Origin of the sequence: Streptomyces sp. KLMMK, assembly GCF_036961605.1 — a bacterium.
GTDB lineage: Bacteria > Actinomycetota > Actinomycetes > Streptomycetales > Streptomycetaceae > Streptomyces > Streptomyces telluris.
Map to the genome: position 1 here is coordinate 1 of NZ_JBAMDC010000319.1, position 7,571 is coordinate 7,571.

Annotated in this window: 8 protein-coding genes; 5 read left to right on the plus strand and 3 right to left on the minus strand. The window is 74.2% G+C overall.

What is annotated here, in order from left to right; genetic code table 11:
- The coding region (locus V7793_RS29545) for a hypothetical protein (protein WP_336012150.1) at window positions 1-1,025 on the minus strand (1,025 nt) is incomplete at its 3' end.
- Window positions 1,026-1,272: 247 nt separating this feature from the next.
- Between V7793_RS29545 and V7793_RS29550 the strand changes: the two genes are divergently transcribed.
- The 4 genes from V7793_RS29550 (at window position 1,273) to V7793_RS29565 (ending at window position 5,218) form a co-directional block, all read left to right on the plus strand.
- Window positions 1,273-2,313: an ABC transporter substrate-binding protein gene (locus V7793_RS29550; RefSeq protein ID WP_336012130.1), complete on the plus strand. Its 1,041-nt coding sequence runs from the start codon at window positions 1,273-1,275 to the stop codon at window positions 2,311-2,313.
- Window positions 2,314-2,434: 121 nt separating this feature from the next.
- Window positions 2,435-3,274 (plus strand): Nif3-like dinuclear metal center hexameric protein, encoded by an 840-nt coding sequence (locus V7793_RS29555; protein WP_336012132.1) that lies wholly within the window; start codon window positions 2,435-2,437, stop codon window positions 3,272-3,274.
- A gap of 13 nt (window positions 3,275-3,287) precedes the next feature.
- Window positions 3,288-4,031 carry a zinc ribbon domain-containing protein gene (locus V7793_RS29560; RefSeq protein WP_336012153.1) on the plus strand — a complete coding sequence of 248 codons (744 nt, stop codon included), beginning with the start codon at window positions 3,288-3,290 and terminating at the stop codon, window positions 4,029-4,031.
- A 5-nt stretch (window positions 4,032-4,036) separates the two neighbouring features.
- Window positions 4,037-5,218 (plus strand): bifunctional RNase H/acid phosphatase, encoded by a 1,182-nt coding sequence (locus tag V7793_RS29565; RefSeq protein WP_336012135.1) that lies wholly within the window; start codon window positions 4,037-4,039, stop codon window positions 5,216-5,218.
- 254 nt (window positions 5,219-5,472) lie between these two features.
- Here the strand turns inward: V7793_RS29565 and V7793_RS29570 are convergent, their stop codons facing one another.
- On the minus strand, window positions 5,473-5,913 hold the full coding sequence (locus tag V7793_RS29570; protein WP_246430332.1) for a hypothetical protein: 441 nt from the start codon (window positions 5,911-5,913) through the stop codon (window positions 5,473-5,475).
- 106 nt (window positions 5,914-6,019) lie between these two features.
- Window positions 6,020-6,571: a superoxide dismutase family protein gene (locus V7793_RS29575; protein ID WP_336012143.1), complete on the minus strand. Its 552-nt coding sequence runs from the start codon at window positions 6,569-6,571 to the stop codon at window positions 6,020-6,022.
- 146 nt (window positions 6,572-6,717) lie between these two features.
- Here V7793_RS29575 and V7793_RS29580 point away from each other — a divergent pair, with 146 nt between their 5' ends.
- Window positions 6,718-7,356, plus strand: coding sequence for a class I SAM-dependent methyltransferase (locus tag V7793_RS29580; protein ID WP_336012147.1), 639 nt, complete (start codon window positions 6,718-6,720; stop codon window positions 7,354-7,356).
- Window positions 7,357-7,571: the final 215 nt, after the last annotated feature.

Here is a 7,571-nt window from a genome sequence, read left to right on the forward strand (position 1 = left end):
CCTTCCGGCAGCCGCAGCCGCGCCAGGCCGCAGCGGACGTACGGCGTGACGAACGGCAGCCGCAGTTCGCCGCCGCTGGTCCACAGGCCGGCACCGACCAGCCACCCGGCGGGCGCCGGGAATTGCTGGAGCTGTTTCCCGGCGGGGCGCCACACGCCGACCCAGCTGCCGGTGGCGCCCTCGACGCGGAAGGCCACCGCGCACCCTTCGGGGGTGAGCTCCTGCCCGGGCTGGGCGGCGAAGGGTGTGAGCGCGGCGCCCGCGGGCCGCAGGCACTCCGGGAAGCGCACGGGGCGGGCGGAGCCGAGCACGCCCCATCCGAGCCGGTCCTGGCCGGGCGCGTCGGACTTCACGAGCAGCAGGCCGCTGTACGGGTCGGCGAGCAGCAGCCGGTCGTCGCTCTCCTCGGTGATCTGCAGCAGGGGGCTGGTCTCGCCGCCGCGCTCCAGGTCCACGACGACGGTCTTGGTGCGGCCGTCCAGCTCGCGGTCGAGGGCCAGCAGCCGGCCCGTGCGGTCGAGCCAGGCGCCGCCGGCGCAGCGGCCCGGCACCTCCACGACCCGCTCGGGCCCGAAGGAGCCCCCGTGCAGCCGCCACAGCGCCGTGGTCCGCTCCTCGTGCACGAGCCCGTAGACGGCGGCGCCGCCCGGCGCGGGGGGCAGCAGGGTCAGCCGGGCGCACTCGACGGCGCCGACGGCCAGCTCCCCGGTGCCGGGGCCGGTGGGATAGAGCAGCGAGAGGGTGTGCCGCTCGGCGACGCGGCGGCGGATGAGGACCCGCCCGTCGGCGAGCGGCTGCACTTCGCTGTCGGGCTCCTCGGGCTGGCTGCCGGGCAGCGGCACGGCGTAGGGCTCGGGGCCGTCGAGCGTCCAGCGCTCGGGGAACCAGCCGCCCGTGCCGCCGTCGAGGGCCAGCCGGGCGGCGTACGAGCCGTTCGCCGTGACCGTGAACGCCGCGCGTCTCATGTCCATCGAGCCACTCCGCGGGGTGCTCTGTGGAGTGCTCTGGGGGGCACAGACCGTCATGAGAAACGTCACCTCCGGCACTGAACGTAGTTATCGCACTTCCAGCCGAACAATGAGAGTCGGCCCGCTTCACGCGTAAGGGTGGCTCTTGTCCGATTCGCCTGATGAGCTCGAGGAGGCTGTGCTTCGCGCGGTCGCACCGTCACGTAAGGTAAGGCGTGCCTAAGTAGTCGCGGGGGGTGGCTGAAAAGGCCCCCTTGACCACCCGCCGGCCCCGACGGCCGGCCGGACCGACATGGAGTACGTGATGTCCCTTCGTCGCCGCGGCACCGCCGCAGTCGCCCTGTCCGTAGCCGCCGCGCTCTCCCTCGCGGCCTGCGGGTCGTCGGAGGACGGCGGCAAGGACGCCGCGGGCAAGGACGGCGGCAGCGGCTCCAAGTCCGTGGCGCAGGGCGGCAAGGACTTCGGCAAGGCAGCCGAGGAGACCGCGAAGATGGGCACGGACGCCGCGCCCGGCCAGTTCCCCCGCACCATCACGCACGCGCTGGGCAGGACGGAGCTCAAGGAGCGCCCGAAGCGCGTCGTCGTCCTGGACGTCGGCGAGCTCGACAACGTGGTCTCGCTCGGCCTCCAGCCGGTCGGCTGGGCCCCCAGCGAGGGCAGCCAGGAGCTCCCGGAGTACCTGAAGAAGGACGCCGGCGACCCGAAGAACGTCGGCACGATCAACAACCTCAACCTCGAGGCCATCAACGAGCTCCACCCGGACCTGATCCTCGGCAGCAAGCTGCGCGCGGAGAAGAACTACAAGGACCTCGCCAAGATCGCCCCGACCGTCTTCTCCCTCCGCCCGGGCTTCACGTGGAAGGAGAACTACCTCCTCAACGCGGCCGCGCTCGACAAGACCGCCGAGGCGAAGAAGAACCTCGACGCGTACGCGGCCAAGGCGAAGAAGCTGGGCGAGGACCTCGGCGAGAACAAGCCCACCATCTCGATGGTCCGCTACCTGCCGCAGTTCACCCGCCTGTACGCCGGGCAGTCCTTCATCGGCACGATCCTCAAGGACGCCGGCCTGCCGCGCCCGAAGAACCAGCAGGCCGACAAGCTCGCCGTGGAGATCTCCCCGGAGCAGATCGACCAGGCCGACGGCGACTGGATCTTCACCGGCGTCTACGGCGCCCCGGACAAGACCAAGCGCGAGGCCGCCGAGGGCAACCCGCTGTGGAAGAGCCTGAAGGCGGTCAAGGAGGACCGGGCCAAGGACGTCAAGGACGAGACCTGGTACCTGGGCCTGGGCGTCACCGCCGCCAACAGCGTCCTCGACGACCTCCGCGGCTTCCTCGTGAAGTAGCCCGGTGGCGCCGCGGGCACCCCGGCCGGCATCCCGGCCGGGACCCCGCCCCGCAACCCCCGGCATGGCCATGCGCTGAGCGATGGCCGCGCGGGCACGGCGGACAGGTAGCCTTTCCTCCGTGCCCGCACTGTCTGAAGTCATCGCCGCCCTCGACGCCCTCTGGCCCCCCGAGCGGGCCGAGCAGTGGGATGCCGTCGGCACGGTCTGCGGCGACCCCGGCGCCCCGGTCACCCGGGTCCTGTTCGCGGTCGACCCCGTCCAGGAGGTCGTCGAGGAGGCCGTGCAGCTCGGCGCCGGCCTGCTGGTCACGCACCACCCGCTCTACCTGCGCGGCACGACCACCGTCGCGGCCTCGACCTTCAAGGGCCGGGCCGTGCACACGCTGATCAAGAACGACATCGCCCTGCACGTCGCGCACACCAACGCCGACCGCGCCGACCCCGGCGTCTCCGACGCCCTCGCCGGCGCGCTCGACCTGCGCGTCACCGGCCCGCTCGTGCCCGACCCGGACGACCCCTCGGGCCGCCGCGGCCTCGGCCGCGTCTGCGAGCTCGACCCGCCCATGGACCTGGCCGCCTTCGCCGAGCACGCCGCCAAGCGGCTGCCCGCCACGGCCCAGGGCGTCCGGGTCGCCGGCGACCCCGCGCGCACCATCCGCACCGTCGCGGTCTGCGGCGGCTCCGGCGACTCCCTCTTCGACGCGGTGCGGGCCGCCGGTGTGGACGCCTACGTCACCGCCGACCTGCGCCACCACCCCGCGTCCGAGGCCCAGCAGCACAGCCCGCTGGCGCTGGTCGACGCGGCGCACTGGGCCACCGAGTGGCCCTGGGCCGAGCAGGCGGCCGCCCAGCTGGACGAGATCTCCGACCGGCACGGCTGGGGCCTGCGCATCCACGTCTCGAAGATCGTCACCGACCCCTGGACCGCCCACGCGGCGTCCACCACACACAACCACTAACAGGAGCCCCCAACTGAACGCCGCGCCCGCCGACCAGATCCGCCTCCTCGACCTCCAGGCGCTGGACACCCGCCTCGGTCAGCTCGCCCACAAGCGCACGACCCTGCCCGAGCACGCCGAGATCGCCTCCCTGGAGGCCGACCTCACCCAGCACCGCGACCTCCTCGTCGCCGCGCAGACCGAGGAGAGCGACACCGCCCGCGAGCAGACCAAGGCCGAGCAGGACGTCGACCAGGTCCGCCAGCGCGCCGCCCGTGACCAGCAGCGCCTGGACACCGGCGTCGGCATGTCCGCCAAGGACCTGGAGAACCTGCAGCGCGAGGTGGCCTCGCTCGCCAAGCGCCAGGGCGACCTGGAGGACGTCGTCCTCGAGGTCATGGAGCGCCGCGAGTCCGCGCAGGAGCGGGTCACCGAGCTGACCGGCCGCGTCGAGTCCGTCCAGGCCAAGGTCAACGACGCCGTCGCGCGCCGCGACGCCGCCGTCGCCGGGATCGACGCCGAGGCCGCCTCGGTCACCAAGGAGCGCGAGATCGTCTCCGGCTCCGTCCCGGCCGACCTGCTCAAGCTCTACGACCGGCTGCGGGAGAAGCAGGGCGGCATCGGCGCGGCGCGCCTGAACCAGCGCCGCTGCGAGGGCTGCCGCCTGGAGCTGGACATCACCGAGCTCAACGAGGTCCGCGCCGCCGCGCCGGACCAGGTCGTCCGCTGCGAGAACTGCAGCCGCATCCTGGTCCGCACCTCCGAGTCCGGCCTGTAAGCCCCGTGGCCCCTCGCTTCATCGTCGAGGCGGACGGCGGTTCCCGGGGCAACCCGGGCCCCGCCGGCTACGGCGCCGTCGTGCTGGACGCGGCGACCGGCGAAGCGCTCGCCGAGGCCGCCGAGTACATCGGCACGGCCACGAACAACGTCGCCGAGTACCGGGGGCTCATCGCCGGCCTGGAGGCCGCGAAGGCCCTCGACCCCGGTGCCGGGGTCCTGGTCCGGATGGACTCCAAGCTCGTCGTGGAGCAGATGTCGGGCCGCTGGAAGATCAAGCACCCGGACATGCGGCCGCTCGCCGCCCGGGCGCGCGCGCTCTTCCCCGCGGGGCAGGTCGCGTACGAGTGGATCCCGCGCGAGCGGAACAAGCACGCGGACCGGCTCGCCAACGAGGCCATGGACGCCGGCAAGGCGGGCCGTCAATGGGACGCGGGCGCCTCCGCGGCGGCGTTCGCGGAGCGCACGGCCGCGCGCACGGCCCCGCGTGCGGCGGAGCCCGTGGCGGAGCCGCTGGAGGAGCCCAAGGCCGCTCCCGTCGGCTGGGCCGCCCCCGCCGACCTCGGAGCGCCGACCACCTTCGTGCTGCTGCGGCACGGCGAGACCGCCCTCACTCCGCAGAAGCGATTCTCCGGCAGTGGCGGCAGCGACCCGGAGCTCTCCCCCGTAGGCCTTCGCCAGGCCGAGCACACGGCCGCGGCGCTCGCCGCGCGCGGCACGATCCAGGCGATCGTCTCCTCGCCCATGCGGCGCTGCCGCGAGACCGCGGCCGCCGCGGCCGCGCGCCTGGGCCTGGAGGTGCGCGTCGAGGAGGGGCTGCGCGAGGCCGACTTCGGGGCCTGGGAGGGCCTGACGTTCGCGGAGGTCCGCGAGCGCCACCCCGCCGACCTCGACGCCTGGCTCGCCTCCTCCAAGGCGGCCCCGACCGGCGGCGGCGAGAGCTTCGCGGCGGTCGCCCGCCGCACGGCGGTCACGCGCGACAAGCTCCTCGCCCGGTATGCGGGCCGCACGGTCCTGCTGGTCACCCACGTGACCCCGGTCAAGACCCTCGTCCGGCTGGCCCTCGGCGCCCCGCCGGAGTCCCTGTTCCGCATGGAACTGTCGGCGGCGTCGCTGTCGGCGGTGGCGTACTACGCGGACGGCAACGCCTCACTGCGCCTGCTGAACGACACGGCGCACCTGCGGTAGTCCGCGCGGCGGTCCTGCACCGGGCTCGGGCCCGGTTCGGCACCGCCGGTCGGGCACGTGGTGGTTGCTCGCCGCTGCGGCGGAAGAAATTGCCGGCCGCAGCGACGGCTCGGCACAACCGCGCCCCTTACAGGGCGCGGGGAGTTGCGCCCTGTAAGGGGCGCGGGGAACTGCGCGACCAGCCACGGACGGCCCGCAGCCGAAGAACGCACCGGCGGAGCACCCCCGGCGGCGCGCCGCACTGAGCACACCACTCACTCGCCGGCCCGCAGGGCCATCGCCTCCTCCAGCGCGGCAACAGCCGCCAGCCGTTGCCGCTCCCGCTCCTCGATGTCCTGCGCACTCTCACCCGTGGCCGCGACCCGCGGGCACCGCGGGCACTGCCACCGGTCGGGGGCGCCGAGCGGCGGCGGGGTCATGGCCACCTTGCAGTGGGGGCAGTTCACGGTCACTCCTTCGACATGGCCGCACGACGCGCAGACCCACACGGGGCCCTCCGCGTCCTGCTGCCTCCACGCGGTCCTCAGACACTGCGCGCATCCGGTCGTGACGATCCCGGCCCGGCTCATGACAGGCGGCTCCGGGGTGGTGTCCGCGTACTCGATGATCCGTGCCCTGACCCGGTCGTCCGTGGTGTTGGCCATCCGGAGCAGGTGTGCGACGCGTGAGCGTGCTTCGTCAACGAAATCGTTCATGGCGGCAGCAGGCTATGGCGCCGGGGCCCGTGCCCGGGGCCCGCAGCGCGCACGACCACCCTTGCGAGTGCCTCGCCCTATTGTTCGACGCCCGCTCGATCGACGCTCACTCGAAGGGCACGTTGACGCACGCCAGCCGTGCGCCCGCCATGCCCGCCCGGCCCGGACCCGTCTCGGTGGCGTGTTCGTGGATGACGACGGAGCGGGCCTCGCCCGCGCGGAAGCGCCAGGCGACCGACGCGGAGGACGTGCCGTCGCCCCGCCGGTCGGTGGTCAGGTCGAGCCAGACCTCGTTGCGCGGGTTGGCGTACCGGGGGTCGACCGAGGGCTGCTTCGGGTCCTTGACGTGCTGGTAGTGCGGGCCGGAGTGGTCGGGCCGGGTGCCGCACGGCTTCGTGTGGACGTGGGCGCCGAACGTACGGCCCGGCTGGACGCCGCGCAGGCGCAGCTGGACGGCCGTGCCGCGGTCGCCGGTCCGCTCGGCGACGGAGACGCGGGCGCCCGGCGGGACCGCCGCGTTGTCGAACGTCACGGCGCGCAGCACGTCGGCCGTGGGCTCCGCGAAGACGGCGCTCACGCGCGCCCCTTGGCAGTGGGCCCCGCTCATGGGGGACACGACGGCCATCGAAGCGGCCAGCAGCGATACGGCGAAGGACATCTTCCGCCCCTTCCGGGAGCTTCAGCAGTGGCTTCCCCCTGCGTCCCGTGGACGCGCTTCCCCACCGTATCGACCCCTCGCGCACCGCGCACGGCGGCCCGTGAGGACAATGAGCCGACCACCGCGTACCCCAGGAGGACGACACCATGCCCCCCAAGCCCGAGATCCTCGCCGCCTTCGAGGCGGCCAAGGGGTTCATGCCGCTCGACGAGGGGCTCGCGCTCCACGCCGCCGCCGAGGAGGCCGCGCGGCTCGCGCTGCCGCTGCTCGAAGTGGGCACGTACTGCGGCCGGTCGACGGTCCTGCTGGCCGCGGCCGCGCGCGAGGCGGGGGTCACGGCCGTGACGGTGGACCACCACCGGGGCAGCGAGGAGCAGCAGCCGGGCTGGGAGTACCACGACGCGTCGCTCGTCGACGAGGCCGTGGGGCGGATGGACACGCTGCCGGCGTTCCGGCGCACGCTGCATCAGGCGGGGCTGGAGGAGCACGTGGTGGCGATCGTGGGGCGGTCGCCGCTGGCGGCCTCGCTCTGGGCGGCGCCGCTGGGGCTGGTGTTCATCGACGGCGGGCACACCGACGAGCACGCCACGGCGGACTACGAGGGCTGGGTGCCGCACCTCGCCCCGGGCGGCCTGCTCGTCATCCACGACGTCTTCCCCGACCCGGCGGACGGCGGGCAGGCGCCGTACCGCGTGTACCGCAGGGCACTGGAGTCCGGGGAGTTCACCGAAGTGTCGGTGACGCGTTCGCTGCGGGTGCTGCGGCGCGGACCGGTTGCGGCGTAGGCCCCCTGCGCGGCGGGGCGGCGGCGTAGCATCGCCGGGTGTCCAAAGGCAGCTTTCCCCGTGTGACCCGCCGTCCGGGCGGCATCCGTAGGCCCGTCGTCGTCGCGGTGGCGGCCCTGGTGCCGGCCGGCTTCGCGGGCTGGCTGCTGTGGGAAGCGAGCGCGGACGGCGGGGAGAAGGCCCCGGTGGCCGCCGCGTCGTCGGCCTCGCCCGGC

What these genes read in the sequence shown, in the direction of transcription:
- V7793_RS29550 (WP_336012130.1), top strand. Translation starts at nt 1,273, where the DNA reads ATGTCCCTTCGTCGCCGCGGCACCGCCGCAGTCGCCCTGTCCGTAGCC.
- V7793_RS29570 (WP_246430332.1), bottom strand. Translation starts at nt 5,913, where the DNA reads ATGAACGATTTCGTTGACGAAGCACGCTCACGCGTCGCACACCTGCTC.
- V7793_RS29575 (WP_336012143.1), bottom strand. Translation starts at nt 6,571, where the DNA reads ATGTCCTTCGCCGTATCGCTGCTGGCCGCTTCGATGGCCGTCGTGTCC.
- V7793_RS29580 (WP_336012147.1), top strand. Translation starts at nt 6,718, where the DNA reads ATGCCCCCCAAGCCCGAGATCCTCGCCGCCTTCGAGGCGGCCAAGGGG.